The sequence below is a fragment of the Endobacterium panacihumi genome (genome assembly GCF_050847465.1).
Classification (GTDB): Bacteria; Pseudomonadota; Alphaproteobacteria; order Rhizobiales; family Rhizobiaceae; genus Neorhizobium; species Neorhizobium panacihumi.
The window spans coordinates 258029-282373 of the sequence record NZ_JBOZRA010000005.1; the positions used below are offsets into that span (position 1 = coordinate 258029).

General features: G+C 59.5%; 29 protein-coding genes and 1 pseudogene. 17 read left to right on the forward strand and 13 right to left on the reverse strand.

Annotation, left to right across the window (positions count from 1 at the left end):
- Positions 1 to 37: 37 nt before the first annotated feature.
- Both xerD and ACRQ1B_RS21230 read right to left on the reverse strand, forming a co-directional pair.
- Entirely contained in the window at positions 38 to 985 is a 948-nt protein-coding gene (xerD, locus tag ACRQ1B_RS21225; protein ID WP_432296149.1) for a site-specific tyrosine recombinase XerD, read from the reverse strand.
- A gap of 19 nt (positions 986 to 1004) precedes the next feature.
- Complete coding sequence (locus tag ACRQ1B_RS21230; protein WP_432296041.1) at positions 1005 to 1175, reverse strand: hypothetical protein; 171 nt, start codon at positions 1173 to 1175, stop codon at positions 1005 to 1007.
- 250 nt (positions 1176 to 1425) lie between these two features.
- Here ACRQ1B_RS21230 and ACRQ1B_RS21235 point away from each other — a divergent pair, with 250 nt between their 5' ends.
- The 3 genes and pseudogenes from ACRQ1B_RS21235 to ACRQ1B_RS21245 all read left to right on the forward strand — a co-directional run.
- On the forward strand, positions 1426 to 2025 hold the full coding sequence (locus ACRQ1B_RS21235) for a shikimate kinase (protein WP_432296151.1): 600 nt from the start codon (positions 1426 to 1428) through the stop codon (positions 2023 to 2025).
- A gap of 5 nt (positions 2026 to 2030) precedes the next feature.
- Complete coding sequence (gene aroB / locus ACRQ1B_RS21240) at positions 2031 to 3161, forward strand: 3-dehydroquinate synthase (protein WP_432296042.1); 1131 nt, start codon at positions 2031 to 2033, stop codon at positions 3159 to 3161.
- A 128-nt stretch (positions 3162 to 3289) separates the two neighbouring features.
- Positions 3290 to 4036 (forward strand): annotated as a pseudogene (locus tag ACRQ1B_RS21245) (transporter associated domain-containing protein); the annotation flags it as partial.
- A gap of 18 nt (positions 4037 to 4054) precedes the next feature.
- Here the strand turns inward: ACRQ1B_RS21245 and ACRQ1B_RS21250 are convergent.
- The gene (locus ACRQ1B_RS21250) at positions 4055 to 4336 is read right to left on the reverse strand and encodes a BolA family protein (protein ID WP_432296043.1); all 282 of its coding nucleotides are present in this window, start codon (positions 4334 to 4336) and stop codon (positions 4055 to 4057) included.
- A gap of 103 nt (positions 4337 to 4439) precedes the next feature.
- Here ACRQ1B_RS21250 and ACRQ1B_RS21255 point away from each other — a divergent pair, with 103 nt between their 5' ends.
- From ACRQ1B_RS21255 to ACRQ1B_RS21275, 5 genes are all read left to right on the forward strand, one after another.
- Positions 4440 to 5066, forward strand: a complete 627-nt coding sequence (locus tag ACRQ1B_RS21255) for a J domain-containing protein (protein WP_306834316.1) — start codon at positions 4440 to 4442, stop codon at positions 5064 to 5066.
- 65 nt (positions 5067 to 5131) lie between these two features.
- On the forward strand, positions 5132 to 6124 hold the full coding sequence (gene cobS, locus ACRQ1B_RS21260) for a cobaltochelatase subunit CobS (RefSeq protein ID WP_432296044.1): 993 nt from the start codon (positions 5132 to 5134) through the stop codon (positions 6122 to 6124).
- 19 nt (positions 6125 to 6143) lie between these two features.
- On the forward strand, positions 6144 to 8036 hold the full coding sequence (gene cobT, locus ACRQ1B_RS21265) for a cobaltochelatase subunit CobT (RefSeq protein ID WP_432296045.1): 1893 nt from the start codon (positions 6144 to 6146) through the stop codon (positions 8034 to 8036).
- 65 nt (positions 8037 to 8101) lie between these two features.
- On the forward strand, positions 8102 to 9058 hold the full coding sequence (locus tag ACRQ1B_RS21270; RefSeq protein WP_432296046.1) for an esterase-like activity of phytase family protein: 957 nt from the start codon (positions 8102 to 8104) through the stop codon (positions 9056 to 9058).
- Between the two features lie 47 nt (positions 9059 to 9105).
- On the forward strand, positions 9106 to 9672 hold the full coding sequence (locus ACRQ1B_RS21275) for an ATP-binding protein (RefSeq protein WP_432296048.1): 567 nt from the start codon (positions 9106 to 9108) through the stop codon (positions 9670 to 9672).
- On the opposite strand, the gene ACRQ1B_RS21280 is transcribed toward ACRQ1B_RS21275, so the two are convergent.
- Positions 9659 to 10294 (reverse strand): queuosine precursor transporter, encoded by a 636-nt coding sequence (locus ACRQ1B_RS21280; protein ID WP_432296049.1) that lies wholly within the window; start codon positions 10292 to 10294, stop codon positions 9659 to 9661. The genes ACRQ1B_RS21275 and ACRQ1B_RS21280 overlap by 14 nt on opposite strands.
- Positions 10295 to 10402: 108 nt before the next feature.
- Positions 10403 to 10693 (reverse strand): 50S ribosomal protein L28, encoded by a 291-nt coding sequence (gene rpmB / locus ACRQ1B_RS21285; RefSeq protein ID WP_432296050.1) that lies wholly within the window; start codon positions 10691 to 10693, stop codon positions 10403 to 10405.
- 233 nt (positions 10694 to 10926) lie between these two features.
- Between rpmB and ACRQ1B_RS21290 the strand changes: the two genes are divergently transcribed.
- A complete protein-coding gene (locus ACRQ1B_RS21290) occupies positions 10927 to 11700 on the forward strand; it encodes a DUF3108 domain-containing protein (RefSeq protein WP_432296051.1) in 774 nt (257 codons plus the stop codon).
- Positions 11701 to 11736: 36 nt separating this feature from the next.
- Positions 11737 to 11964: a hypothetical protein gene (locus ACRQ1B_RS21295; protein ID WP_432296052.1), complete on the forward strand. Its 228-nt coding sequence runs from the start codon at positions 11737 to 11739 to the stop codon at positions 11962 to 11964.
- A 131-nt stretch (positions 11965 to 12095) separates the two neighbouring features.
- Here the strand turns inward: ACRQ1B_RS21295 and ACRQ1B_RS21300 are convergent, their stop codons facing one another.
- Both ACRQ1B_RS21300 and gloB read right to left on the reverse strand, forming a co-directional pair.
- On the reverse strand, positions 12096 to 12527 hold the full coding sequence (locus ACRQ1B_RS21300) for a cupin domain-containing protein (RefSeq protein WP_432296053.1): 432 nt from the start codon (positions 12525 to 12527) through the stop codon (positions 12096 to 12098).
- Positions 12528 to 13298 (reverse strand): hydroxyacylglutathione hydrolase, encoded by a 771-nt coding sequence (gloB, locus tag ACRQ1B_RS21305; RefSeq protein WP_432296152.1) that lies wholly within the window; start codon positions 13296 to 13298, stop codon positions 12528 to 12530. It lies immediately after the preceding gene.
- A gap of 88 nt (positions 13299 to 13386) precedes the next feature.
- On the opposite strand from gloB, the gene ACRQ1B_RS21310 reads away from it, so the two are divergent.
- From ACRQ1B_RS21310 to ACRQ1B_RS21320, 3 genes are all read left to right on the forward strand, one after another.
- Positions 13387 to 14130 (forward strand): class I SAM-dependent methyltransferase, encoded by a 744-nt coding sequence (locus ACRQ1B_RS21310; protein WP_432296054.1) that lies wholly within the window; start codon positions 13387 to 13389, stop codon positions 14128 to 14130.
- Positions 14131 to 14222: 92 nt separating this feature from the next.
- Positions 14223 to 15332, forward strand: coding sequence for a histidinol-phosphate transaminase (gene hisC / locus ACRQ1B_RS21315; protein WP_432296055.1), 1110 nt, complete (start codon positions 14223 to 14225; stop codon positions 15330 to 15332).
- Complete coding sequence (locus ACRQ1B_RS21320) at positions 15329 to 16258, forward strand: prephenate/arogenate dehydrogenase family protein (protein WP_432296057.1); 930 nt, start codon at positions 15329 to 15331, stop codon at positions 16256 to 16258. Before hisC ends, ACRQ1B_RS21320 begins: the two co-directional genes overlap by 4 nt.
- On the opposite strand, the gene ACRQ1B_RS21325 is transcribed toward ACRQ1B_RS21320, so the two are convergent.
- Positions 16259 to 17260 (reverse strand): DUF2125 domain-containing protein, encoded by a 1002-nt coding sequence (locus ACRQ1B_RS21325; RefSeq protein WP_432296058.1) that lies wholly within the window; start codon positions 17258 to 17260, stop codon positions 16259 to 16261.
- Positions 17261 to 17305: 45 nt separating this feature from the next.
- On the opposite strand from ACRQ1B_RS21325, the gene ACRQ1B_RS21330 reads away from it, so the two are divergent.
- Positions 17306 to 17857 carry a gamma-glutamylcyclotransferase gene (locus ACRQ1B_RS21330; protein WP_432296059.1) on the forward strand — a complete coding sequence of 184 codons (552 nt, stop codon included), beginning with the start codon at positions 17306 to 17308 and terminating at the stop codon, positions 17855 to 17857.
- Here ACRQ1B_RS21330 and ACRQ1B_RS21335 read toward each other — a convergent pair whose 3' ends face one another.
- The 4 genes from ACRQ1B_RS21335 to ftsE form a co-directional block, all read right to left on the reverse strand.
- Positions 17858 to 18649: a lysophospholipid acyltransferase family protein gene (locus ACRQ1B_RS21335; RefSeq protein WP_432296060.1), complete on the reverse strand. Its 792-nt coding sequence runs from the start codon at positions 18647 to 18649 to the stop codon at positions 17858 to 17860. It lies immediately after the preceding gene.
- Positions 18650 to 18744: 95 nt separating this feature from the next.
- Complete coding sequence (locus ACRQ1B_RS21340; protein ID WP_432296061.1) at positions 18745 to 19461, reverse strand: YdcF family protein; 717 nt, start codon at positions 19459 to 19461, stop codon at positions 18745 to 18747.
- Positions 19462 to 19542: 81 nt separating this feature from the next.
- Complete coding sequence (locus ACRQ1B_RS21345; RefSeq protein WP_432296153.1) at positions 19543 to 20493, reverse strand: cell division protein FtsX; 951 nt, start codon at positions 20491 to 20493, stop codon at positions 19543 to 19545.
- 100 nt (positions 20494 to 20593) lie between these two features.
- Entirely contained in the window at positions 20594 to 21253 is a 660-nt protein-coding gene (gene ftsE, locus ACRQ1B_RS21350) for a cell division ATP-binding protein FtsE (protein ID WP_112728113.1), read from the reverse strand.
- Positions 21254 to 21470: 217 nt separating this feature from the next.
- Here ftsE and ACRQ1B_RS21355 point away from each other — a divergent pair, with 217 nt between their 5' ends.
- From ACRQ1B_RS21355 to ACRQ1B_RS21365, 3 genes are all read left to right on the forward strand, one after another.
- Positions 21471 to 22163 (forward strand): hypothetical protein, encoded by a 693-nt coding sequence (locus tag ACRQ1B_RS21355; protein ID WP_432296062.1) that lies wholly within the window; start codon positions 21471 to 21473, stop codon positions 22161 to 22163.
- Positions 22164 to 22217: 54 nt separating this feature from the next.
- On the forward strand, positions 22218 to 22778 hold the full coding sequence (gene hpt / locus ACRQ1B_RS21360) for a hypoxanthine phosphoribosyltransferase (protein WP_432296063.1): 561 nt from the start codon (positions 22218 to 22220) through the stop codon (positions 22776 to 22778).
- A 129-nt stretch (positions 22779 to 22907) separates the two neighbouring features.
- Entirely contained in the window at positions 22908 to 23288 is a 381-nt protein-coding gene (locus ACRQ1B_RS21365) for a response regulator (protein WP_432296064.1), read from the forward strand.
- Between the two features lie 712 nt (positions 23289 to 24000).
- Here the strand turns inward: ACRQ1B_RS21365 and ACRQ1B_RS21370 are convergent.
- Positions 24001 to 24294, reverse strand: a complete 294-nt coding sequence (locus tag ACRQ1B_RS21370; protein WP_432296154.1) for a GIY-YIG nuclease family protein — start codon at positions 24292 to 24294, stop codon at positions 24001 to 24003.
- Positions 24295 to 24345: the final 51 nt, after the last annotated feature.

The window sequence follows — 24345 nt, forward strand, 5'->3', positions numbered from 1 at the left end:
TCTTGCTGGCTGATGGCTGGCCGCGCGTTTGACCGCTCTAATCCCGGTTTTTGGCCTGTTTTGCAAGAGGGTGATGCGTTTCCACCAGTTCACGAAGTCTTTCTTCCAGAACATGTGTGTATATCTGAGTGGTGGAAATGTCTGAATGGCCAAGCAGTTCCTGCACGACACGCAGGTCTGCGCCATTGGCCAGAAGATGGCTTGCAAAAGCATGGCGCAGCACGTGCGGCGAGATCGCGGGTGCCGGCAAACCGGCCCGGATGGCGAGATCCTTCAGGTCGCGGGCAAACACCTGGCGCGGCAGAAAGCCGCCCTTGCCGGAGGAGGGGAAAAGCCATGGGGTTTCCTCCGTCTTTTCCTTCTGTCGGGCGACTTCCATTTTGGCCGCACCATAGATCCGCATGGCCTCGATGGCGGCACGCGACAGCGGCACCAGCCTTTCCTTATTGCCCTTGCCCTTGATCATCAGGAAGCGGCCCTGCTGGTCAAGCACGCGCGCTGGAAGCGACACAAGTTCGCTGACGCGCATGCCGGTCGCATAAAGAAGTTCGAGCAAGGCCAGCATGCGCAAGCGTGACAAACGGCCCGGCGACGTGTCTTCCGCCTCGGCTGCCGCCTGTGCGAGCAGCTTGCCGACGTGATCCTCGCTCAGCGTCTTCGGCAGCGGGCGGCCCTTTTTAGGAGCGTCGAGAATGGCGGTCGGATCGTCGGTGCGCAGGCCTTCGGCATAAAGAAACTTGTAGAACTGCCGCATGGCCGACAGCCGTCGTGATTGCGACGAGGCGGCAAAGCCCTGGCGCGCAAGATGGGCGAGGTAGCTGGAGAGGTCATCGCTTTGCGCCTCGGTCAGCGTCTGTTTCTTGCCCAGAAAGTCGCGCAGGTCGGTGAGGTCACGCTCATAAGAGGCGAGCGTGTTGGCGGCGGCTCCGCGCTCCGCGCTCATCATTTCCAGAAAGGATTCGAGATGTGCGCCAGACAGGTCCATCACGTCCGGTCCATCTTGTTCATGGCCTTGCCGGGGCGGGCGGTGCCGACGGATTCAGGCGTTCGGACGGTACGCGCACGGTCACGTCGCGCTCCTTCGGCTCCACCAGCAGAACCAGCGCCATCATGCTTCCGTAGATCACCCCCGCGATGACGGCCAGGATGAAGAGAAACCGGAAGAGTGTGGGCATGCGAGGCTCCGTTTGATTGGCCCCTTTATGAGCAAAGCCTTCGGCCAGTGCAAGCCGACTTTCGCTGACATTCCGGTATCCGACCTGCGGTTTTCTGTCGGCGTTGCAGGTCTGCTGCGTCGCTTCCTCGGAATAGGCCGGTTGCATCTTTCGAGGATGACAAGCCTTGACGCTGCCGGTGCATTTGTCGATAGGGTTTTCTATGGAAGACCCCAAGGAACAGGCACACCCGGTGATGACCGATCTTGTTATGCCCGAGGCGCTCACCGTGGCTCCGTCGCTCAGTGATCGGGCGCGTGAAGCACTCGGTGGTCGCAACCTGATCTTTGTCGGGTTGATGGGCGCTGGCAAATCGGCGATCGGCCGATTGGTGGCGCAACAGCTTTCCCTGCCTTTTGTCGACACCGATGCCGAAATCGAAAAGGTTTCGCGCATGACGATTTCCGAACTGTTCGCCACCTATGGCGAAACGGAATTTCGTGCACTCGAAGCCCGAGTGATGGAGCGCCTTCTGTATCAGTCGCAACGTGTGGTCTCCACTGGTGGCGGTGCCTTCATCAACGAACAGACACGTGGGCATATCAAGGATGGCGGGTTGTCGATCTGGCTGCGCGCCGATCTCGACCTTTTGTGGGAGCGCGTTCGCAAGCGCGATACGCGGCCATTGCTGAAGACCGAAAACCCGAAGCAGACGCTCGAAAACCTGATGAACCAGCGTTACCCGATCTATGCGGAAGCCGAGTTGACGGTCGAATCGGCGGATGTCCGCAAGGAAACCATGGCGCATAATGTGCTGGCTGCGATTGCGGGACTTCCCGCCGGCGGCCGGCAATTCGATGGTGGAAAGTGATTGAAATGACGAAGTCCTCTTCGCAGGCCGAACGGCTGGTGCATGTCCCCCTCGGTGAGCGGGCCTATGATATCCTGATCGGTCCCGGCCTGATCGGGCGTGCGGGCGGCGAGATCACTAGTCGCATCAAGGGACGCAAAACAGCGATCGTCACCGACGAAAATGTCGCACCGCTTTATCTCGAAGCCCTGACCGATGCCTTGCAGACGGATGGTATCGAGGTCGCCTCGCTGACCCTGCCGGCCGGTGAGAAAACGAAAAGCCTCGATCATCTGGCCGCCGTCTGCGACATGGCGCTGGCGGCCCGTATCGAACGCAATGATGCGATCATCGCGCTGGGTGGCGGCGTGATCGGCGATCTCGCCGGTTTTGCTGCCGGCATCGTGCGCCGTGGCGTGCGCTTCGTGCAGATCCCGACCTCGCTTCTGTCGCAGGTCGACAGTTCCGTCGGTGGCAAGACCGGCGTCAATTCCCGCCACGGCAAGAACCTGCTCGGTGTGTTCCATCAGCCGGATCTGGTGCTTGCCGATACCGATACGCTCAACACGCTGAGCGAACGGGAATTCCGCGCCGGTTATGCCGAAGTCGCCAAATACGGTCTGATCGACAAGCCGGACTTTTTCGAGTGGCTGGAAAAGAACTGGAAGGATGTGTTTTCCGGTGGCCCGGCCCGCGCCGAGGCTATTGCCACCAGCTGTCAGGCCAAGTCGGATGTCGTTGTCGAAGACGAATTCGAAAACGGTCGTCGCGCTCTGCTCAATCTTGGCCATACATTTGGGCACGCGCTGGAAGCGGCGACCCAGTATGACAGCAGCCGTCTGGTGCATGGCGAAGGTGTCGCCATCGGCATGGCGCTTGCCTATCGCTTTTCCGCGCGCCTCAATCTGGCAAGCCCGGATGATGCGGAGCGTGTCGAGGCGCATCTGAAGGCTGTTGGCCTGCCGACCCGCATCAGCGATATTCCGGGCGATAAGCTGCCGGTCGAGCGCCTGATGGAAGCGATTGCGCAGGACAAGAAGGTGAAAAGCGGCAAGCTGACCTTCATCCTCACGCGTGGCGTCGGCCAGTCCTATGTGGCTGATGATGTGGCGGCGTCGGAAGTTCTCACATTCCTGGAGCTGCAGAAGGCAAGATGACGTCAAACAAGGGGCTTTTGTCACGCTTCGTCAATGCTTTCGTGCGCGGCACGCTGCGCGCGACGGGCACGACACTGACCCCTTCGACGCTGAAAACCGCCTCCCATGACGATTTGCACGCGGCGCTGGACGAAGTGCATCGCGACGGCAATTTTGAGCAACAGGATCGTGACCGCCTGAGCGGTCTGTTCGATCTCGAAGAACTCGAAGTGTCCGATGTGATGGTGCATCGTCTGGCCATGCGCGCCGTCAATGCCGCCGATCCGCCGGAGCAGATCGTCCGCACCGTGCTGGAAAGCCCCTATACACGAATGCCGGTCTGGCGTGGTTCGACCGAAAACATTGTCGGCGTAATCCATGCCAAGGATTTGTTGCGAGCCTTGTCGGAGCCGGATGTGCGGCCTGAAACGGTCGATATCGTCAAGGTCGCGCAAAAGCCCTGGTTCGTGCCGGATACAACCAGCCTCAAGGATCAGCTCAACGCCTTCCTGCGTCGCAAGGTGCATATGGCTGTGGTGGTCGACGAGTATGGCGAGATGCAGGGCATCGTCACGCTGGAAGATATTATCGAGGAAATCGTCGGCGATATCGCTGATGAGCACGATCCGTCGCTGCAGGGCGTGCGGCAGGATGCGGATGGTTCGATCGTCGTTGATGGCGCAGTGCCGATCCGCGACCTCAACCGTGCCCTCGGTTGGAGCCTGCCTGATACGGAAGCGACAACCATTGCCGGCCTCGTCATCCACGAATCGAAACTGATCCCGCAAGAGCGGCAGGCTTTCACATTCTACGAAAAGCGTTTCATCGTGCTGAAGCGCGAGAAGAATCGCATCACCCGTTTGCGTATCCGGCCTGCGGTTGCGCAAATTCAGTAATTCGCGCTCGCGCAATTGTTACCAGCGGGTCGGCTCGCCCGGTGCCGAAGCCTCTACGGCCAAAGCATGTAAACCGGCTTGAAGTTCGGGCTTCAAAATATCATTTATGATGCGGTGCCGCTCGATGCGGCTCTTCCCCTCGAACGCCTTCGACACGATTCGAACCCGCATATGGGTTCCGTCCTGCCCGGCAAACTCCGGCTTGTGGCCAGCGTGCTGGTGGCTTTCGTCGATCACGTCCAGCCGCTCCGGTTCAAGGGCATGGGTGAGGCTCGCTTCGATGCGGGCTTTTGCAGTCATGATTTTGCTCCGAAGCAGTGTGAAAGGGCACTCCACAAACCAGCAGCAAAGGGAATTGTCAATTCTTGTCCTCTCCCTTTGTGCAGCCCATAATGTGCGTCTGATGAACCTAGATTCAAAATATTTCGACCGTATCCGGACGCGCCGGAACCGCAAGCAGGAGGAGCCCGCGCAGGCACCTACCTGCCAATGGGACGGGTGCGACAAGCCGGGCGCGCATCGTGCCCCCGTCGGCCGCAATGCCGAGGGCCAGTTCTTCCTGTTCTGCTTCGAGCACGTGAAGGACTATAACAAGGGCTATAATTATTTCTCCGGCCTGTCCGACAGCGAGATTGCCCGTTACCAGAAGGAGGCGATCACCGGTCATCGCCCGACCTGGTCGGTCGGCGTCAACAAGGACGTCAAGGACGCGCCTTTGCACGCGACCGTGCGTTCCGGCAGCGCCGCCAGCCATAACCGCGTCAAGGATCCCTTCGGCTTCGTGCGCGAGGGGCGTGCCGGTGGTGGCCCGCGTTTCCCGCAGGAACGCAAGCTGAAGACGCTGGAACAGAAGGCTTTCGACACGATGGAGCTGACCGCAGGCGCAACGTCTGAGGATATCAAGCGCCGTTACAAGGAACTCGTCAAGAAGCATCACCCCGATGCCAATGGTGGCGACCGCGGATCGGAAGAACGTTTTCGCGCGGTAATTCAAGCATATCAGTTGTTGAAACAGTCTGGTTTCTGCTAAGCCGTAACGAACAGGATGCAGCAAGGATTGCTGCCGGGCTACGGACCGTCCGGCATGGAGTGGTGATGAGCAAAATTGATCTTGATATTTCCAATCTTCCCGACACGACCGTTTCCGTAAGAGACGTTTTTGGCATCGATACCGATCTGAAGGTTCCCGCCTACAGCAATGGCGACCCTTATGTTCCGGATCTCGATCCCGACTATCTTTTCGATCGCGACACCACGCTCGCCATCCTCGCCGGCTTTGCCCATAACCGCCGCGTCATGGTTTCCGGTTTCCACGGTACCGGCAAATCGACCCATATCGAGCAGGTTGCCGCCCGCCTCAACTGGCCCTGCGTGCGCGTCAACCTCGACAGCCATGTCAGCCGTATCGATCTCGTCGGCAAGGACGCCATCGTGCTGAAGGACGGCAAGCAGATTACCGAATTTAAGGACGGTATTCTGCCCTGGGCCTACCAGCACAATGTCGCTCTTGTTTTCGACGAATACGATGCCGGTCGCCCGGACGTGATGTTCGTCATCCAGCGCGTGCTGGAATCTTCCGGCCGCCTGACGCTGCTCGACCAGAGCCGTGTCATCCGTCCTCACCCCGCCTTCCGCCTGTTCGCGACGGCCAACACTGTTGGTCTGGGCGACACGACTGGCCTCTATCACGGCACGCAGCAGATCAACCAGGCGCAGATGGACCGCTGGTCGATCGTCACCACGCTGAACTATCTGCCGCATGAAAAGGAAGTCGATATCGTTGCCGCCAAGGTCAAATCCTTTGGCAAGACGACAGAAGGCCGCGAGACGGTTTCCAAGATGGTCCGCATCGCCGACATGACCCGTTCGGCCTTCATCAACGGGGACCTGTCGACCGTGATGAGCCCGCGTACCGTCATCACCTGGGCGGAAAATGCCGAAATCTTCGGTGATGTCGCTTTCGCCTTCCGTGTCACCTTCCTCAACAAGTGCGACGAGCTTGAGCGCACGCTGGTGGCCGAACAGTACCAGCGCGCTTTTGGTGTCGAGCTGAAGGAAAGCGCCGCCAACATCGTTCTCGGGGCTTAAGAGCGCGGGAGCAGCAAGCATGGCAGGTCGCGGAGACAATTCGAAGCCCAAGGCTGGCGGTCAGGTCGATACCGAACCGTTGCGCCGGGCGATCACCGGTTGCGTGCGTTCGGTCGCGGGCAATGGCGAGGTGGAGATCACCTTCGCCAATGAGCGCCCCGGCATGGCCGGCGAACGCATTCGCCTGCCGGAAATTTCGAAACGTCCGACCGCCCATGAACTGGCGGTCACTCGCGGTCTCGGCGACTCGATGGCACTGCGGCTTGCCTGCCACGACACCAATGTTCATGCCACGATGGCACCACAGGGTTCTGATGCCCGTGCCATTTTTGATGCCGTCGAGCAGGCGCGCGTCGAATCCATCGGCTCGCTGCGCATGGCCGGCATGGCGCAGAATATCGGCAGCATGAATGCCGAAAAATATGCCAAGGCGAATTTCTCCGGGATCGAGCGTCAGGATGATGCACCGATCGCCGAAGCGGTTGCCATGCTGGTGCGCGAAAAGCTGACAGGCCAGACGCCGCCGGAAAGTGCCGGCAAGGTGCTGGATCTGTGGCGCCCGTTCATCGAGCAGAATGCCTCTGCCGATCTCGATAACCTCAAGGGTGCGATCGAGGACCAGCAGGCATTTGCAAAACTGATCCGCCACATGCTGTCCTCCATGCAGATGGCCGAGGATTACGGCGACGACGAGAGCGAGCCGGAAGAACTCGAAAACCAGAGCGAGGAAGACCAGGCCCGCAGCAACGAGACCGAAAACGAAGAGGTCGAGGAAGAGGCGGGATCGGACGCAGCGCCAGCCGAACAGAGCCAGGCCGCTGAAGACGAGATGGACGACGGCGAGATGGACGGCGCCGAGATCTCCGACGACGACATGTCGGAAGAGAGCGAAGAACATTCCGAGACGCCGGGTGAGACCAAGCGCCCAAACAGCCCGTTCGACGATTTCAACGAGAAGGTCGACTACAAGATCTTCACCAAGGAATTTGACGAGGAAATTACTGCCGAAGAACTGTGCGACGAGGCCGAACTCGATCGCCTGCGCGCTTTCCTCGACAAGCAGCTGGCGCATCTCCAGAGCGCAGTCGGCCGTCTCGCCAACCGTTTGCAGCGCCGTCTGATGGCGCAGCAGAACCGTTCCTGGGACTTTGACCTGGAAGAGGGTTATCTCGATCCGGCCCGTCTCGTGCGTCTGGTCATCGACCCCATGCAGCCGTTATCCTTCAAGAAGGAACGCGACACGAAATTCCGCGATACGGTCGTGTCTCTCGTCATCGACAATTCCGGCTCAATGCGTGGCCGCCCTATCACCGTTGCTGCGTCCTGCGCCGATATTCTGGCACGTACGCTGGAGCGCTCCGGCGTCAAGGTCGAGATTCTCGGCTTTACCACAAAGGCGTGGAAGGGTGGCCAGTCGCGTGAAAACTGGCTCGCCAGCGGCAAGCCGGCGACGCCCGGCCGCTTGAACGACCTGCGCCATATCATCTATAAGTCGGCCGATGCGCCATGGCGTCGTTCGCGCCGCAATCTCGGCCTGATGATGCGTGAGGGTCTGCTCAAAGAAAACATCGATGGCGAGGCGCTGATGTGGGCGCATAACCGCCTGATCAATCGCCGTGAGCAGCGCAAGATCCTGATGATGATTTCCGATGGCGCGCCGGTCGACGATTCGACGCTGTCGGTCAATCCGGGCAATTATCTGGAACGGCACCTGCGCGCCGTCATCGAACAGATCGAGACACGTTCGCCGGTCGAGCTTCTGGCCATCGGTATCGGCCACGATGTGACGCGTTATTACCGCAAGGCCGTCACCATCGTCGATGCCGACGAGTTGGCAGGCGCCATGACCGAGCAGTTGGCTTCGCTCTTCGAGGAAAACACCGGCACCGGCCGCGGTCGTCGCGCGGGGTGAAAGCCATCCCGCGTATGCGCCACAGGTTTTCGGGTCTTCGCACCTTTCTCGTCGCGTCGTTATTGATGACGGTGTCTCCGCTGCCCTTGACGGCGGCGGAGGTCGAGGCGCCGATCAAGGCGCGCGCTTTCCATGAGTTCAAGGCCGGCCAGCCGGACAATCAATTCGGTGCGCTCGAATTTGTCGGTGGCATCGAATACACGTCCGACAACGATCTCGTCGGCGCAGTCTCCGGCATCCGTTTCCGGCCGGATGGAAAGAGCTTTGTGTCGGTGCTCGATACCGGACACTGGATGACGGGTGCGACCGAGCGCGATGGGCAGGGGCGCCTGTCTGGCATGCGTGATGTGCGCATCCTGCCCATGGTCGACGCGAGTGGGCGTGAGCCGCGGTCCAAGGGTGATATCGATGCCGAGGGTGTGACGCTTCGCGATGGGGAGGTCATCGTCAGTTTCGAGCGCCGCCATCGTGTGGACGTCTATCCCGATCCCGGTTTCGAAACATCTCGCCCGAAGAAGACGCTGGATTTCCTCATTCCCCGTCGGGAACTGCGTGCCAATGATGGTTTGGAAACGGTCGTCGCCGCGCCAAAATCCGGTCCGCTGGCCGGTGCCATTGTCGTGGTGGCGGAAAAGAGCGTCGATGACGATGGCAATTTTTACGCCGCCATTCTGGAAGGACCGCGCAAGGGCCAGTTCAAGGTGAAGCGTCATCACCCGTTCGATATTACCGATGGCGCCTTTCTGCCAAATGGCGATTTCGTTCTGCTTGAGCGTTCGTTCAGCGTGCTTGGTGGCGTCGGCATGCGCATTCGGCGCATCGATGGCGATAGTCTGAAGCCGGGCGCGCTGGTGGATGGCGAGATGTTGATCGAGGCCGATATGGGCCAGCAGATCGACAATATGGAAGGCCTAGATGTGGTGGCGGGGCCGGACGGTGTGCCGCATCTGATCGTCGTGTCCGATGACAACCATTCGATTTTCCAGCGCAACCTGATGCTGGAATTTCGCTTGAAGCCCTGATGTGGCTTGCCTTAAGCTCTTTGCTCACCGTTTGAAGGACAGGGAACATGCTCCGTATTCATGTGACGGGTGCATCCGGTTCCGGCACGACGTCGCTGGGCGCCGTGCTGGCGGAGCGACTTGATATCCGCCATCTCGATTCCGACAATTTCTACTGGATGCCGACCGATCCACCGTTCACGACGCCGAGGGAAATGGTGTCGCGCATTTCGATGTTACGCGCGCAGGCGACGAATGACAGGGGCTGGGTCCTGTCCGGGTCCGCACTGAAATGGGGACTGGCGGTGGAGCCACTCTATCAGCTGATCGTTTTTCTGCGGCTGCAGCCTTCTATCCGTATGGATCGCATCTACAATCGCGAACGGCAGCGTTATGGCGCACGGATCGAACCGGGTGGCGACATGGCTGAGAAAAGCCGGCAGTTTCTGCAATGGGCGGAAAGTTACGATACGGCGGGCCCCGAGCAGCGTAGCCTTGCTGCGCATGAGGCCTGGCTGTCAGTTCAGGCGACACCTGTTCTGCGGCTGGATTCGATAAACTCAGTGGCGGAGCTTGCCGAGGCTGTTCTCCGCCATCCTGTTGTTCAGGCAAAGGCTGCTCTTAGCGGGCGCTAACCTGCGGCATTGGCTTCAAAACGTTCATCAGCGCGCCATAAGGCAAAAGCAGCACGACGCCGACCACGATCTTGACCACGAGGTCACCCAGTGCCCAGGAGATCCAGCGTGGTGCTTCCGTTGCCATCACGCCAAGGATCGGAGCCGGCGCGACTGCAAAGTCGATGTTCGGGCCGATAAAAGCGAAGAAAGGCGCAAAGGCGAGCGAGAAGAACAGAACGGTGTCAATCGCCGTGCCAACCATTGAAGCGGCCAGCGGTGCCTTCCACCACGTCTTGCGGCGCAGTTCGTTGAACACCGAAATATCGAGTAGCTGGCCGATCAGGAAAGCGCTGCCAGAAGCAATCGCGATACGCGGGTCCGACAGCCAGAAAGAGAGAGCCACGCCGACGACGAAGCCGACAAACACGATCCTTCGGGCGATTGCCGGGCCGAACTGGCGGTTGGCAAGGTCGGTGACGAGGAAGGCGACCGGATAGGTGAATGCCCCCCAGGTCAGAAGATCGCCAAGGGCGATGCCGAAGAGCACTCCCGTCAGATGAAACTGGACGAGAATATTGGACGCGACCACGATGGCGGCCATGACGAGGGCATAGATGAGGGTATGACGTTGCGTCAGCATTTTTTTATCCTGGGAGATGCCACCAGTTGGAATAAAGCAAAGGAAAAGGCTTGTGCGAAAAACGCCCAAGCCTTCACCAGAACCGATGATGTATAATGCTGAAGCTTATTAAGCGGCTTCGGCAGTCTTCTTGACGATCTGGCGGCGCAGCAGACGGGCGCGCATCGACAGTTCGGATTCGTCAGCCTTGACGAGGAATGCATCGAGGCCACCGCGGTGCTCGACCGAGCGCAGGGCGTGAGCCGAAACGCGCAGACGGAAACGCTGGCCGAGTGCGTCGGAGATCAGCGTAACCTGGCACAGGTTCGGCAGAAAGCGACGACGGGTACGGTTGTTGGCGTGGCTGACGTTATTGCCGGTCATTACGCCCTTGCCGGTCAGTTCACACACACGGGACATGAGTACACCTTTGTTCTTCTGCAATTGGAGGCTACTTTCGGGCAACGCCTGACAAGCCGATCCAACTGGTCCTGATTGGAAAGTTGCGGTTCTATAGTCAGTAGGGCCGCGCGCGTCAAGCCAAACCTTCAACCGAATCGGGATAATCCCGGTTCAGGCTGCGCATCGCGCTATTTTCTTGCCATAGTGGCACGTCTATATGACGTCAACATTTCTCAGGTCAGGACTGGTTCATGGTCGCCAAGACTTCCGTCGCATTCGCCGCCGCCGTCACCGCTTTTTCTGCGGCCTTACCTGTCGGCGCCGCCGAAATCAGCCATACGAGTGAGTATAGTGTCTCTCTCGGCATCCTGCCGGTGGCTCGCATGTCCTTCGCTAGCTCGTTCGACGACAAGTCCTATACGATCAATGGTCGTTTCAGTTCTGCGGGTATCGTCGATGTGATTGCGAAAACCTCCGCGGAAACGACGGTAAAAGGGTCCATGCGCCGAGATCGGCTGCAAGCCAATTCCTATTCTCTGGTCTATACGACAAAGAAGAAAACTCAGACTTACGACGTTCAGTATCGCAACGGCAATGTCGTCTCGACGACAGTGAAGCCGGAGCCCAAGGCACGGCCTTCGACGTGGGTCCCCATCCGGGATGCCGACCTGCGCTCGGTGCTTGATCCTTTGTCCGGCATGATTTTTCCGGCCGACGCAAAGGTTTGCCCGAACAAGCTGCCGATCTATGATGGTGAGTCTCGACTTGATCTGGTGCTGACGGCAAAGGGCACGGAGAAATTTTCCACGAGCGGCTTCAAGGGTGACGCCATTGTCTGCTCGATCCGCTACGTACCGAAATCGGGTTATCGAAAAGGCCGTTCTGATATCGAATATCTAAAGACGGTTTCGATGGAAGTCTGGTTCGCGAAGGCGGATGGTGCCAATGTCTATGCGCCGGTCTATGCCTATATCCCGACCCGTATGGGGCCGCTCTACGTGAAGGCGACGAAATACGGTGGGTGAGGGGTAATATGCATTCCGACTTGGGAGAGTTGGGACATGTCGGTCTTCCATAACGAGCAGACGAAATATATCGCCAATGCATTTGACCGGGCATCGACCTCCTGCCTGACGGTCGGCGTGTTTGCGCCGATCGCGGCGGCGTTTTATGCGCCTGTCGGGGCGGTGGCCAGCACGGTGACTGTGGTGGTTGTCGGCTCCTGTTGGTTTTTTGCCGCCGCTGTATTGCAGTTATCCGTCAAGTACACCTTACGAGGTCTGCTATGACCGGTTTGCAGATTTACGCATTCACTGTATTGCCGCTCAGCATCGCAGCAGGCGGCTGGGCCTACGCGTATTATTGGGTTCGCCATAGCGAGAACAAACGCGAGTATCATCCCGGCGAATAAGGCCGGCGTTCAAGACTTCTTCGGCTGCCAATCAGGCGGCGCCATTTCGAAACTTGCAAAATCAAAGCCCGGTGCCACCGTGCAGCCGACAAGTGTGAAGGCGCCCAGCGGTTCTGCGGATTGCCATGCATCGACAGGCACTACAGCTTGCGGTCTCTGGCCGGCGGCAAGGTCAGTGCCGAGCGTCACGGTTTCCATTTCATGGCCATCGGCCGAGATTTTCAGCAGCAGTGGATCGCCGGCATAAAAGTGCCAGACTTCGGCGGCATCGCGCACCCTGTGCCAATGTGAACGCTCTCTTGCCTGCAGCAGATAATAGATCGCGGTCGAGTGGCCGCGTGGCGCGCCATGGTCATCCCGAAACGTCTCGACATACCAGCCGCCTTCCGGGTGCCGTTGCATGCCGAGTGTGGTGATGATCTCCTCTACGCTGCCGGTCATTCAGAAATTGTCCTTGCGCTTGCGGATTTCGGCAAACACTTCCTCATTGGTCTTGCCTTCCATGATCAGGTTGCGGCGGATCAATGGATCGGTGGCGCGCAGGAAGGGATTGGTTTCCTTCTCCAGTCCCATCATGGTCGGTATCGTGAACCGGCCCTCGGCGCGCATTTCCTCGATCTGCGCGGCTCGGCGCTGCAATGCCTCGTTGTCCGGATCGATGGTGAGCGCGAAGCGCGCGTTGGATAGCGTGTATTCGTGGCCGAAATAGATTGCGGTTTCATCCGGCAAGACGGCCAGTTTCTGTAGAGAATGCCACATGTCGGCGGCTGGACGTTCGAACAGGCGGCCGCAGCCGAGTGCAAACAGCGTATCGGCGGCAAACAGGATCTTGTCTTCGGGAAAATGGAAACAGATGTGGCCCGCCGTATGGCCGGGTGTCTCGATCACCCGCACGGGATGTTCGCCGAACAGGAACTCGTCACCATCCTCGACGCTGCGGTCGAGGCCCGGAATGGCGACGGCCTCATTGACCGGGCCGATGATTTCCAGCCCGAAACGCGCCTTCAGCGCTAGGTTGGCTTCCACATGGTCCGTATGATGGTGGGTGGTAAAGATGTGGCTGATGCTCCAGCCGCGCCGTTCGGCGGCTTCCACGATCGGCTTTTCCTCCGGCGCGTCGATCGAGGCGGTCAGGCCCGTCTCGGGATCGTGCACCAGCACGCCATAGTTATCGCTGCGGCATGAAAAGACTTCGATCTCCAGGGATTTCATCAATCGGCCTCTCTTGTTTGAATGGCTTTCAGAACAATGTAGAGATTGGGGCCTTGAAGTCCAACAGCCGTTTGATAGCAAAATTACCATGCACGCCGATATCGTTGACCTCCGTGAATTTTATCAGACACCGCTCGGCCGCGTGGCCGAACAGTCGATTGCCATGGCGCTGTCGTCTCTCTGGGCGCGGTTGCCGGAGGAACGCCTGGTCGGCATGGGATATGCCGTTCCCTATCTCGACCGTTTCCGCAAGGATACCGAACGCACGTTCGCCTTCATGCCGGCGGGACAGGGCGCAGTAAACTGGCCGCCAGGCGAACTCTCCTCGACGGCGCTGGTATTCGATGAGGAGCTGCCGCTGCCGGATTCCTCGATAGATCGTTTTCTCATGGTGCATTCGCTGGAGTTTGCCGAAAATCCTCGCGAGACACTGAAGGAAATCTGGCGCGTTCTGGCGCCGGGTGGGCGTCTGGTCATCGTCGTGCCCAATCGTCGCGGTGTGTGGGCGCGCATGGAGCATACACCTTTCGGTTCCGGCCGGCCCTATTCGCGCAGCCAGCTGACATCGCTTCTGCGGGAGAGCAATTTCACGCCGTCGGCTAGTGCTGAAGCCCTGTTTTTTCCGCCGTCGAAACTACGGTTCCTGCTGAAATTGCGGCATTTGTTCGAGCAGGGCGGGCGGCGTTTCTGGCCGGTGTTTTCGGGTGTGATCGTGGTGGAGGCGCAGAAGCGGCTGTATCAGGGCCTGCCGGTGGCAGCGCGCGCGTCCCGCCGTGTCTTCGTGCCGGTTCTGGCGCCGCAGGGCGTGCCGACCACGCGCAACCGCGACTAACTCTTCCACTCGACAAGACGGCGCTTCCGTTTTATTGCCTCTGGGCAATCTTTCGCCGGCTTTTCCGGCGTATTCCCTGGAAGGTCTGTCTGATGAGCACCGAGATGATGAAGCCCGCTCCGCGCCCGGGTATCCTGGATATTGCCGCTTATGTGCCCGGCAAGGATCATGCGGAAGGTGTGGCTCGCGTCTACAAGCTCTCGTCCAACGAAACGCCGCTCGGCGCCAGCCCTAAAGCCATCGAGGCTTTCCGCGAGGCGGCCGGCAATCTCGAGCTTTATCCGGACGGTCAGGCGCATGCCCTGCGTGAGGCAATTGCCTCGATCAATGGCCTGAACGCCGCCAATATTCTTTGCGGCAACGGTTCCGACGAATTGTTGGGCCTGCTCTGCCACGTCTATCTCGGCGCCGGTGACGAAGCCATCATCACCGAGCACGGCTTTCTGGTCTACAAGATCCAGATCATGGGTGCCGGCGCCACGCCGGTGACCGTGCCCGAGAAGGACTATACGGTCGATGTCGATGCCATTCTGGCGGCCGTGACGCCGAAGACAAAGCTCGTCTTCATCGCCAATCCGGGCAACCCGACGGGCACCTATGCGCCGGTTGCCGATATCCGCCGCCTGCAGGCCGGCCTGCCGAAAAACGTCATTCTGGTTCTCGATGCGGCCTATGCGGAATATGTCCGCAAGAACGATTACGAAGCCGGTATCGAACTGGTGTCGTCCAACAGCAATGTCGTCATGTGTCGGACCTTCTCCAAGGTCTATGGTCTGGCGGCGCTGCGTATCGGCTGGATGTATGGCCCGCTGGAAATCGTCGATGCGATGAACCGCGTGCGCGGCCCGTTCAACCTCAACGCTCCGGCCATCGCTGCCGGTGCTGCCGCCATGCGCGACCAGGCCTTCATCGGCAATGCCGTTGAATACAACAAGCTGTGGCTCGACAAGCTGACCCACGCCTTCGAGACGATCGGCCTCAAGGTCACGCCTTCGGTCACTAATTTCATCCTCATTCACTTCCCGGATGTGGATGGCAAGCGTGCGCCGGATGCGGATGCCTTTCTCTCCAGCCGTGGTTACATCCTGCGTGCAGTGAAGGGTTATGGTCTGCCGAATGCTCTGCGCATGACGGTTGGTCCGGAAGAAGCAAACCGCGGCGTTATCGAAACGCTCGGCGAGTTTATGGCGAAAAGCGTATGAGTGATCCGCAGTTCAATCGTATTGCCCTGATCGGTATCGGTCTGATCGGTTCTTCCATCGCCCGTGATGTGAAACAGCTTGGTCTTGCCAATGAGGTGGTGATTTCCTCGCGCAGCACTGAAACGCTGAAGCGCGCGGAAGAGCTGGAGCTTGGCACACATTACGTTTCTTCCGCTGCCGAGGCCGTGAAGGATGCCGATCTCGTTATCGTATCGGTGCCGGTCGGTTCGTCCGGCGCCGTTGCCGAACAGATCGCGCCGAACCTCAAGCCGGGCGCGATCCTGACGGACGTCGGCTCGACCAAGGCGTCCGTGATTGCCCAAATGGCACCGTTCGTGCCGGAAGGTGTGCATTTCATTCCGGGCCATCCGTTGGCTGGTACGGAAAAATCTGGCCCGGATGCCGGTTTTGCCGGTCTGTTCCGTGATCGCTGGTGCATCTTTACGCCGCTGCCGGATACGGATGCACAGGCTCTGGAAAAGCTGAAGGCCTTCTGGATCGCACTCGGTTCGCGTGTCGATGACATGGATCCGCAGCACCATGACAAGGTGCTCGCCATCGTTTCGCACCTGCCGCATATCATCGCCTACAATATCGTCGGCACGGCCGATGATCTGGAGACGGTAACGGAATCGGAAGTCATCAAATATTCGGCCTCCGGTTTCCGCGACTTTACGCGTCTGGCCGCGTCCGACCCGACCATGTGGCGGGATATCTGCCTGCACAACAAGGAAGCGATCCTCGAAATGCTGGCGCGGTTTTCGGAAGACCTGGCCTATCTGCAGCGGGCGATCCGTTGGAGTGAGGGCGACAAGCTGTTCGAGCTTTTCACCCGCACCCGCGATGTTCGCCGCTCCATCATTCAGGCCGGCCAGGACGTGGACGCACCGGACTTCGGACGCCACGCGCTGGACCCGAAAAAATAATCAGATCGGCGGAATTTCACCGATTGCGATGAAGCCGCCGACCAGAATTTTCCCGTTCCTGATGGTGAAATCGATCGAAGCGCGATCACCACCACCGAGCGCCGACAGCATGTTTGTGGCGTTGTTCAGCATCGGGCCGATGCCGGGAATGATTGTTTCCAGGCTTGCCTTCCACGCTTCCAGCTTTTCCACCCGCAGCTTCATCTTGCCGTTGATGCGGCCGTCGGCGGTGAAGCTGAACGGGCCGGACAGCGTAATGACGCGGCCTTCGCCGAGATCGGCGGACAGATTGCGAATCTCACCTTCGGCACCGTAAAGCGAGACATTGCGGTCGCTGCCATCGATCAGCCCGGCCTTGCCGGTCAAGCTCACATCGGCGCTTGTTGTCAGCGCAGGCAGGCCTTGTGGCAGGTTGCCACCGGTCAGGCTGGCATTGGTCACCGTCATCGCCGCATCGAGATCCGCGCCATTCTGGCGCAGATGCATTTCGGTGTTGGCGGCGGCGAAGTTGAAGGTTTGGCCGGTGGCCGATGACACAATCGCCGACTGTAGCGCACCGATGATCGTGGACGAACGTTCGACGCCGCGGCCCTTGGCGGTCAGGCTCGATTGCAGGCTCTCCCACTGCGAGGAAATGTTCAGGCCATGGCTGGTGCGGATTTCCGACGGGCCGTCCAGTTCCCAGACGACATGTTTGGGATCATAGACCTGCGCCGCCGAACGAAGGCTGCCGAAGACGGCCGATACGCCATTGTTGCGGTCATCGACCGACACCTTTGAGCAGAACAGGCCGATGCGGAATGGATAACCGCGATATTCGGCATCCGTGCATTCCGCATTGACGCCAGCCTGCTGCTGGCTGCCGAGCAGGGTGAGGGTCCGTTCCTTCAGGAGCGATGCGGCATAAAACCAGCCGCCCGTGTAAACGCCGATCACCAGAATGATCAGGGCTGCGAGAAACCAAATTTTGCCGCTGACGCTCCGCCGGCTTGACGCTGCCATGATGTTCTCCAATGGTGCTTCGATTGCAGAGGTGTTGCGTCGGATATGGACGAATTTTGGGTGTTTGGCTACGGCTCGTTGATGTGGAATCCGGGCTTTGAGTATGAAGAGCGGCTGGCCGCGCGTGCGTTCGGATACCGCAGGTCGCTTTGTATCCGCTCTTTCGTCCACCGCGGTACGCCTGAAAATCCGGGGCTCGTGCTGGGGCTCGATCGGGGTGGCTCCTGCCGCGGTGTCGCCTTCAAGGTGCGGGCAGAGCTCCATGAACCCGTCATGGCTTATTTACGTGAACGCGAACTTGTGACGAATGTTTATCTGGAACGCATGTTGCCGTTGATGCTTGCGGATGGGCGCAAGCTGCAAGCGGTCGGTTATGTCGTTGATCGCAGTCATCAGCAATATGCCGGTGCACTTGGGGTGGAAGAAGCGTCCCGTGTTGTTCACGCTTCCGTCGGTCAGTCCGGCCCGAACGATGCCTATGTGCTCAGCACGCTAAGCCATTTGCGCGAGATGGGAATCCGTGACCTATGGCTAGAAGGCGTGGGCAGCCGGGTGGAAGCGCTGCAACGACAGGGGGCAGCAGCGCTCGATCAATGATCAGGAAACGGTCTGCGCCTGCAGTTCCGCAAGCCGTTTCGCAGCAGTCGGTGGAAGCGGCAGGTTCGGGTTGTCGATCGTGGTCTGAACAAGCAGTTCGTCGCTTGCCTGTTCCAGCGTGGCGATCAGGTGGGTGAAGAAAGCGTCCGGCTCCATGCCCGGCTGGATCGGCGGCAGGATCTTTACCTTGAAACGGCCGGGATATTTGACCAGCTTGCGGCGCCCCCAGAACAGGCCCCAATGGGCAACGATCGGCACGACCGGTACCTGCATGTCGCGGTAGATGCGGGCGATGCCATAACGATAATCGGGCGTGTCGCCCGGCGCGCGGCGTGTGCCTTCGGGATAAATGATCAACTGGCGGCCGGCATCCATCTCTTGCTTTGTGCGCTTCATCACCTCGACCATGACCTTGCCGCGCGCGCCGCGGTTGACCGGGATCATGCGTTGCTTAGCGACATACCAGCCGAAGAGCGGGATCCACATCAGTTCACGCTTGAGGATATAGACCGGATCGCGCTGGTAGGGCAGGAGCGCAAACGTGTCCCAGGCCGACTGGTGCTTTGGTGCGAAGATGCAACCACCTTCGGGAATATTCTCCATTCCCTCGATCTCGAATTTTGCACCGACGATCTTTTCCATCAGCCAGTTCGAGGACGACGCCCATCCCCTTGGCACGAAAAAGGCCGGCTTGCGGGGCATCAGAAAATAGACGGGCGCGAAGATGATCATCCGCGTGATCATGTTGACGTAAAACGCGGTGTTGAACAGGATCGAACGCAAGAGCAGCATGAATGCATATCCGGATGGAGAGACATGCGGTGCCTACACGATATCCGTGGGTGAGGAAAGCTCGTGTATTGTTGTGGTGCCGATGAAAATCGACCTCAATTGTCTTTCGGCGTCGTGTCGTCCTCGTCGGTTCGCAACCCGCTGCCCTGCGTCATGCCTGCCCAATCACGAACCATTGCTGCGCCCATCTTGCCGTATTCGGCGAGCATGATGCGCAGCGCATCTGGATCGGCAAACCATGCCTTGCGTGCCAGATCGGAGTTGATCACCGGGTAGGGGATGAACTTCGTTTCGCCATCGCGCCGGCGCAGTTCATGCAGACTGCGCAGCATATGGTAGTTGCTGGTCACCACCAGTACCGAGCGATAGTCGTGGTCATGGATCCAGCGGATGATTTCGTTGGCATTACCGATCGTGTCGATCGCGTCATAACCGATGTCGACACAGCAGGAAAACAGGTCGGCGGAGACCTGCGTGGTCTTGCGGATCTGGTTCGGTGTGGCGGACGGGTGCGCGCCGGAAATCAGCAGCCGTTTGCCGGCGCCATCACGCAGCAGGCCGGCCGCCTGATCGATGCGCTGATAACCGCCGGTCAGCACAACGATCGCGTCGGCCTTCACCCCGTCGGGTGCCTTGAGCGAGGTCACCTCGTTGGCAAACCATAAAAAACCACCGCAGAACACGGCAATCAGGGTCAGACAGCAAAAGATTACCCAGCGCCCAAACCGGCGAAGCGGACTGCTGCGTGACAGCCAGCCGCTGCGTTTCCGGCGTTCCGGCTTGCGCTGCGGTTCCTGCTCGTTGCTGGTCATCCCGGGTCTCATGCTCTGTCCTTAGCCCGAGATTCGCGGCAAGAACAGGGCCATATTTGAGAGCGGATCAACGACTGCCGGTCAGGACGAGGGAAGCCCGTCGGAGCGGGCAGGATCGGAGCGGACCAGATCGATCTCGTCGATCGTGCGCATCACCGTGAAACGAGCCGTCAGGGTGGTCAGAAGCGCGATGATGGCGATCGTGGCGATGATGCCGAGATAACCACCCATGCCGATGGTGAAGGTGCCGAACAGTGCGGTTGCCTGATCGCTTTCCGGCGTCGCCAGCGAGCGGCTTTGCCAGAAGCTGGCAATGGCGAACAACAATGCCGCCAGCACGCCACCGGCGGCCGAGCCTTTCAGGCTGATCATCAAAAAGTGTTTCTGGAATTCTCGGGCCACGAAACCGCTTTCGGCGCCGACGAAATGCAGCACTTCGACGATGTGGCGGTTGCTCGACAAGGCGCCACGGGTGGCAAAAACAACGGTCAGGATCATCGCCGTGAAGACGAGAATGAGAATGCCGCCGCCGATCATCACCGTGGTCTTTGCCATGGAGACCAGACGATCGACCCAGGTGCGATGGTCATCCAGAAACGCCTGCGGAATTTCCGCATGCAGGCGGTCGCGCATGGCCTGGAAATCCGGCGGATTGCTTTCGTCGATAGTGATGATGACGAGGCGCGGCACCGGCAGTTCCTTGAGGTCGAGGCCACTGCCAAGCCAGGGTTCGAGCAGGCGCGCGGTGGCGCCGTCATCCATGATCGTGCCGCCCTTGGTGCCGACGAAGCTGAGCGCCAGATCGCGCGCCTTGGCAAGCGTGGCGTTCATGTCCAGCCCGTCATCCGGCTTGATCTGGATGGTGATCTCGCGGGAGATCTGGCTTTCCCAGCTGGAGGCGGTGGCGCGCACCATGCTGACGCCGCCGAGTGTGAGACAGGCGAGGAAGGACATGATGGCGATCACCACCATCAGCGCATTGCCCTGAATGTTGGAGGGCGGCAGGATTGGGCCGGTTGGGCGCACCTGCATTTCTGCGCGACGCGGCTGCTGTTGCGGCAGATCGTCGGTGGCGGGGATGGACCGCTTCGATTCCGTCTTGGGCAGGCGGGACCGCCTGATACGCTCGAACTCATTCATAGATATCGAGCCGCCCTTCGGTGAGGATCATCCGGCGCGCATCCACCTGATCCATCAGGGCCAGATCGTGCGTGGCGATGACGACGGCGGTGCCGAGCCGGTTGAGTTCGAGGAACAGATTGAGCAGGCGGCGCGCCATCGGCGGATCGACGTTACCGGTCGGTTCGTCGGCGAGCAGGATTTCCGGCTGGTCCATCAGGGCGCGTGCGATCGCGGCACGCTGCTTTTCACCGCCGGAGAGGACAGCCGGCAGAACATTAATGCGCTCGCCGAGGCCTACCCATTTCAGCAGTTCGATGACGTCATTGCGGTAGGAAGACTCTTCCTTGCCGCGCACCCTCAGCGGCAGGGCGACGTTCTCGTAGGTCGTCAGGTGATCGAGAAGGCGAAAATCCTGATAGACGATGCCGACGCGCCGGCGCAGCATCGGCATTTCGCTGCGCGGGATCTGCGTCAGGTCACGGTCGAACATGCGGATCAGGCCACGCGTCGGCTGCAGCGACAGGAACAGCAGGCGCAGAAGCGTGGTCTTGCCGGCACCGGAAGGGCCGGTGAGGAATTGGAATGAGCCGCTCGGAATGTCGAACGTCATGTCCCGGAGAATTTCCGGACCCATTCCATACCGCAAACCGACATTTTCGAAATGGATCAACCGATCGTCCAGTCCATCAGGTTTTGGTTTCCCGCGTGCGTAAACATCGAAGGTTTACGGAGCATGAATCTTCCGCGGAAAGAGGTGGCTTAACGGCCGTCTTTGCGAAGCATTAACCATTTAAATTTACTAGTGGGCGGGATTCGTTTCAATGCCCCCGCTTCTTCGTGTTTTTCAACTCTCGGGGATAACGGGGCTGGAGGAGGCCGGAGAAGCCATGAGCGCATTCCGTTCACGCCAAGAGAACACGACCGCTGCCTACGATATCCTGCCGCCCGCGCCAAGCCGTCGGTCGCAGACACAGAGCCGAAATGCGCATAATGAGGTTGTCGATGCGCAATTCGTGACGGTCCGTGATAGGGGGCCTCGCCAAAATTTCGAGGCGTCGCCCCGAAATGATAATCGCCGAAATGTGCGTCCTCCGGTCAAAACTGCGGCTGCTCCGGTGTCACAGGCCGGTTTTGCCACGCGGTTGGTGGAGCGGGCTGAGCAGGCTCTGATGCGCATGTCGGCGGATTTTTTCTCCGCCATCGTGGCGCTCGTCTTCGTGCTGGTCTTTGGTCTTTCCGGTGGCTTTTCCCTGATCGGCGGCGGGCAGGCGGATGCAGCACCTGTGCGGGGTCTCGGCATCACCCATGTCAACCTGACGCCGCAGGATGCCAATGGCATGCAGGCGATGCTGGTGACCGGCATTATCGAAAACGCCGATGCCGTCGCTCGCCAGCTTTCGCCAATGCGCGCCGAACTGGTGTCCGGCGGCCGGGTGGTGGCGCAGACGCTGATCGCGCCGCCGACGGCGACGATCGGACCTGAGGAAAGTCGCGGGTTTTCGGCTCGTATGGCCTATGCCGGTGGAAAAAAGCCGGAGATCAGGCTTTCCTTCGTCGATAAGGGTGCCCCGCGCCCCTGATTGTGCTATCGGCCCCGCTTTAAACCCGAGCCCAACAGGCCCAAGGAGAAGCATATGCCCGTGGTCCGCGGAAAGACTATCGAACCGCTCTACACTGCCGAGCAGATTGCCGAGCGCAACCACGATATCGCAGCCAGGATCGCTGCGGGTCCGACCAAGGACCTGCTGGTCATCGCCATCCTCAAGGGCTCGTTCATCTTCGCGGCCGACCTTTTGCGCGCCATGCATGATGTGGAACTTGCGCCTGAGGTCGAATTCATCACGCTCTCCAGCTACGGCACGGGTACCGTCTCGCAGGGCGTTCGCATCGTAAAAGATATCGACAGCGACGTGCATGGCCGTGACGTTCTGCTGATCGACGACATTCTCGAATCCGGCCGCACGCTGAAATTTGCCAAGGAACTGCTTTACGAACGTGGTGCACGAAACGTCACCATCGCCGTGCTGCTCGACAAGCGCGTCAAGCGCAAGGAAGACCTCGAGGCGGACTATGTCGGTTTCGAATGCCCGGACTATTTCGTGGTCGGTTACGGCATGGACGTGGCCTATGCCTTCCGCGAACTGCCGTTCGTCGGCGTTGTGACCGGCGATGCAGAGGCCGCATCGGAAGGCTGACAGGTGTCGCAACCTGACACAATGACACGGCCTGTTAACCACGTTGCTTGACCCTGTGACCGGTGTTTACTCCTTAAAAAGGAAAGACCGGTCAATTGGGTGCCGAATTGAAGCACGGAGAAAACAGCCATGGCAAAAATCCTGATCACCGAGGATGAGGATTCCCTGCGCCGGTTCGTGGCTCGCGCATTGCGTCTGGATGGTCATGAAACCTGCGAGGCTGCCGATGGCGCCGAAGGTTTGGCGCTTCTGGATGAAGGTCCGTTTGATCTCCTCCTCTCCGATATCCGCATGCCGGTCATGGACGGTATCGAGCTTGCGCATCAGGCGTCTGCCAAATTTCCCGACCTGCGTATCCTGCTGATGACCGGTTATGCCGAACAGCGCGAACGCGCCGACGACCTGATGACCAAGGTCATCGATGTGGTCGACAAGCCGTTTGCCCTGCCGGATATCCGCAAGGCGGTGGCGCAGGCGCTGGCAGCGCAGCGCGAGACGCGGGCGGCCTGAGACGCTGATGGGCGGTCATTGACCTGCGCTGGTATCAGGGCAGACTCGTCCCTTGGCGATCTTCGATTTTCAAAAAACGCCCGCTGTCGTTGCGGGTTATGCGGCCGGGGCACGTCGCGTGCCTCCTAATTTAATTTTATAATGGCGCACGACGTGCCCCGTTCGGTGGTTTTTCCGCGCAACTCCGGTCCTTCTGCGGCGGCCCTGTTCTCGTTTTTATAACCGTCGGGCCGGTTTGTGTGCGACACACGCACGCCCCGCCATCTTTCAGACGAGAGGAAGACCATTTTCTGCGCAGCCCCGCATGGATCACCTGCATCAGGGTGTCCCATGCGATCACCGGCTCTATCTCGCCGGCAATGCGGACCGGTGTAGCCGAAACAGAACGCGATGAGTGTCGCACGACCCCGAAATGTGGGGATGAACTCGGAGTCAACGTATTGATATCGTTGAATCGACCCCTCAAAACGTCCACGGGCTTTTGGCAGTTTCGGGGATGAATGGGTGGCAACACGCTCTCCTTTCTCCGTCATTCCGGCCTTGAGCCGGAATCCAGCCACCGCGCATCTGCGCGGTGAGAGAACTCTTTCCCTGATGTGGCCGTCATCGAGTCTATCGCGCCGCAGACGCGTCGCTGCTGGATTCCTGTGACAAGCATAGGAATGACGGAGGAGAGGTAGTGCCTTAAATAATCGGTAGAGGCTGCATGGGGTCACAAACCGTGTAGATAATGCGCAATATCCTGCCAATCCGGGTTCATCGTCTCAATCAGATTGAGCTTCCACGCGCGCGGCCACTTCTTGATCGTCTTTTCGCGGCGAATGGCATCAACGATCAGGTCATGTTCTTCGAACCAGGCAAGAGTCTTTACGCCATACCGGCTGGTGAAACCCGGCGTCAGTTCGTGTTGATGATCATAGAGGCGCCCCGGCAAGTCGCTGGTCATGCCGGTATAGAGCGTGCCGTTACGCTTCGATGCCAGGATGTAGACATACCCTTTGCGCATGTGCCCGAGGATGGCGGAAGCTGAATTGCCCGTAAAGGTTGATTTTGGTGG

What these genes read in the sequence shown, in the direction of transcription:
- ACRQ1B_RS21295 (WP_432296052.1), top strand. Translation starts at nt 11,737, where the DNA reads ATGTCGGTCTTCCATAACGAGCAGACGAAATATATCGCCAATGCATTT.
- cobT (WP_432296045.1), top strand. Translation starts at nt 6,144, where the DNA reads ATGGCAGGTCGCGGAGACAATTCGAAGCCCAAGGCTGGCGGTCAGGTC.
- hisC (WP_432296055.1), top strand. Translation starts at nt 14,223, where the DNA reads ATGAGCACCGAGATGATGAAGCCCGCTCCGCGCCCGGGTATCCTGGAT.
- hpt (WP_432296063.1), top strand. Translation starts at nt 22,218, where the DNA reads ATGCCCGTGGTCCGCGGAAAGACTATCGAACCGCTCTACACTGCCGAG.
- ACRQ1B_RS21310 (WP_432296054.1), top strand. Translation starts at nt 13,387, where the DNA reads ATGCACGCCGATATCGTTGACCTCCGTGAATTTTATCAGACACCGCTC.
- ACRQ1B_RS21320 (WP_432296057.1), top strand. Translation starts at nt 15,329, where the DNA reads ATGAGTGATCCGCAGTTCAATCGTATTGCCCTGATCGGTATCGGTCTG.
- ACRQ1B_RS21335 (WP_432296060.1), bottom strand. Translation starts at nt 18,649, where the DNA reads ATGCTGCTCTTGCGTTCGATCCTGTTCAACACCGCGTTTTACGTCAAC.
- ACRQ1B_RS21365 (WP_432296064.1), top strand. Translation starts at nt 22,908, where the DNA reads ATGGCAAAAATCCTGATCACCGAGGATGAGGATTCCCTGCGCCGGTTC.
- cobS (WP_432296044.1), top strand. Translation starts at nt 5,132, where the DNA reads ATGAGCAAAATTGATCTTGATATTTCCAATCTTCCCGACACGACCGTT.
- ACRQ1B_RS21230 (WP_432296041.1), bottom strand. Translation starts at nt 1,175, where the DNA reads ATGCCCACACTCTTCCGGTTTCTCTTCATCCTGGCCGTCATCGCGGGG.
- ACRQ1B_RS21325 (WP_432296058.1), bottom strand. Translation starts at nt 17,260, where the DNA reads ATGGCAGCGTCAAGCCGGCGGAGCGTCAGCGGCAAAATTTGGTTTCTC.
- ACRQ1B_RS21235 (WP_432296151.1), top strand. Translation starts at nt 1,426, where the DNA reads ATGCCCGAGGCGCTCACCGTGGCTCCGTCGCTCAGTGATCGGGCGCGT.
- ACRQ1B_RS21275 (WP_432296048.1), top strand. Translation starts at nt 9,106, where the DNA reads ATGCTCCGTATTCATGTGACGGGTGCATCCGGTTCCGGCACGACGTCG.
- gloB (WP_432296152.1), bottom strand. Translation starts at nt 13,298, where the DNA reads ATGAAATCCCTGGAGATCGAAGTCTTTTCATGCCGCAGCGATAACTAT.
- aroB (WP_432296042.1), top strand. Translation starts at nt 2,031, where the DNA reads ATGACGAAGTCCTCTTCGCAGGCCGAACGGCTGGTGCATGTCCCCCTC.
- ACRQ1B_RS21300 (WP_432296053.1), bottom strand. Translation starts at nt 12,527, where the DNA reads ATGACCGGCAGCGTAGAGGAGATCATCACCACACTCGGCATGCAACGG.
- ACRQ1B_RS21270 (WP_432296046.1), top strand. Translation starts at nt 8,102, where the DNA reads ATGACGGTGTCTCCGCTGCCCTTGACGGCGGCGGAGGTCGAGGCGCCG.
- ACRQ1B_RS21255 (WP_306834316.1), top strand. Translation starts at nt 4,440, where the DNA reads ATGAACCTAGATTCAAAATATTTCGACCGTATCCGGACGCGCCGGAAC.
- ACRQ1B_RS21355 (WP_432296062.1), top strand. Translation starts at nt 21,471, where the DNA reads ATGAGCGCATTCCGTTCACGCCAAGAGAACACGACCGCTGCCTACGAT.
- ACRQ1B_RS21250 (WP_432296043.1), bottom strand. Translation starts at nt 4,336, where the DNA reads ATGACTGCAAAAGCCCGCATCGAAGCGAGCCTCACCCATGCCCTTGAA.
- rpmB (WP_432296050.1), bottom strand. Translation starts at nt 10,693, where the DNA reads ATGTCCCGTGTGTGTGAACTGACCGGCAAGGGCGTAATGACCGGCAAT.
- ACRQ1B_RS21290 (WP_432296051.1), top strand. Translation starts at nt 10,927, where the DNA reads ATGGTCGCCAAGACTTCCGTCGCATTCGCCGCCGCCGTCACCGCTTTT.
- ACRQ1B_RS21370 (WP_432296154.1), bottom strand. Translation starts at nt 24,294, where the DNA reads ATGCGCAAAGGGTATGTCTACATCCTGGCATCGAAGCGTAACGGCACG.
- ACRQ1B_RS21330 (WP_432296059.1), top strand. Translation starts at nt 17,306, where the DNA reads ATGGACGAATTTTGGGTGTTTGGCTACGGCTCGTTGATGTGGAATCCG.
- ACRQ1B_RS21340 (WP_432296061.1), bottom strand. Translation starts at nt 19,461, where the DNA reads ATGACCAGCAACGAGCAGGAACCGCAGCGCAAGCCGGAACGCCGGAAA.
- xerD (WP_432296149.1), bottom strand. Translation starts at nt 985, where the DNA reads ATGGACCTGTCTGGCGCACATCTCGAATCCTTTCTGGAAATGATGAGC.
- ACRQ1B_RS21345 (WP_432296153.1), bottom strand. Translation starts at nt 20,493, where the DNA reads ATGCAGGTGCGCCCAACCGGCCCAATCCTGCCGCCCTCCAACATTCAG.
- ACRQ1B_RS21280 (WP_432296049.1), bottom strand. Translation starts at nt 10,294, where the DNA reads ATGCTGACGCAACGTCATACCCTCATCTATGCCCTCGTCATGGCCGCC.